Annotated in this window: 1 protein-coding gene; it reads right to left on the bottom strand. The window is 52.8% G+C overall.

The window, feature by feature from the left end; all coding sequences use genetic code 11:
* Nucleotides 1-305: tyrosine-type recombinase/integrase (locus tag A3751_RS00495; RefSeq protein ID WP_156492140.1), on the bottom strand; the 305-nt coding region annotated here is incomplete at both ends.

A 305-nucleotide genomic window follows, 5' to 3' on the forward strand; every position in this document is an offset into this window, starting at 1 on the left:
GACCGCTCGCAGATCTTGGCTTGCCTCGAGCATATGACTCGCAAAGCTGTGGCGAAGAGTATGCGGCGAAATTTTCCCCTCAAGCCCTTTATACTGAATCCACTTTTTCAACCGTGCCTGCACGGAACGCCGGCTAATACGTCGCCCTTGCTGGCTAACAAAGAGCGCGTTCTCTTGTGGCCGGGCATCCAAGCGAAACGCCAACCACTCCTGAATAGCCGACACCGCTTTATTACCCACAGGAAGCACACGTTGCTTGTTCCCTTTTCCCGTTACGCGCAGCTGCTGAGAATTCATATCTAAAT

The sequence above is a fragment of the Oleiphilus sp. HI0080 genome, assembly GCF_001635135.1.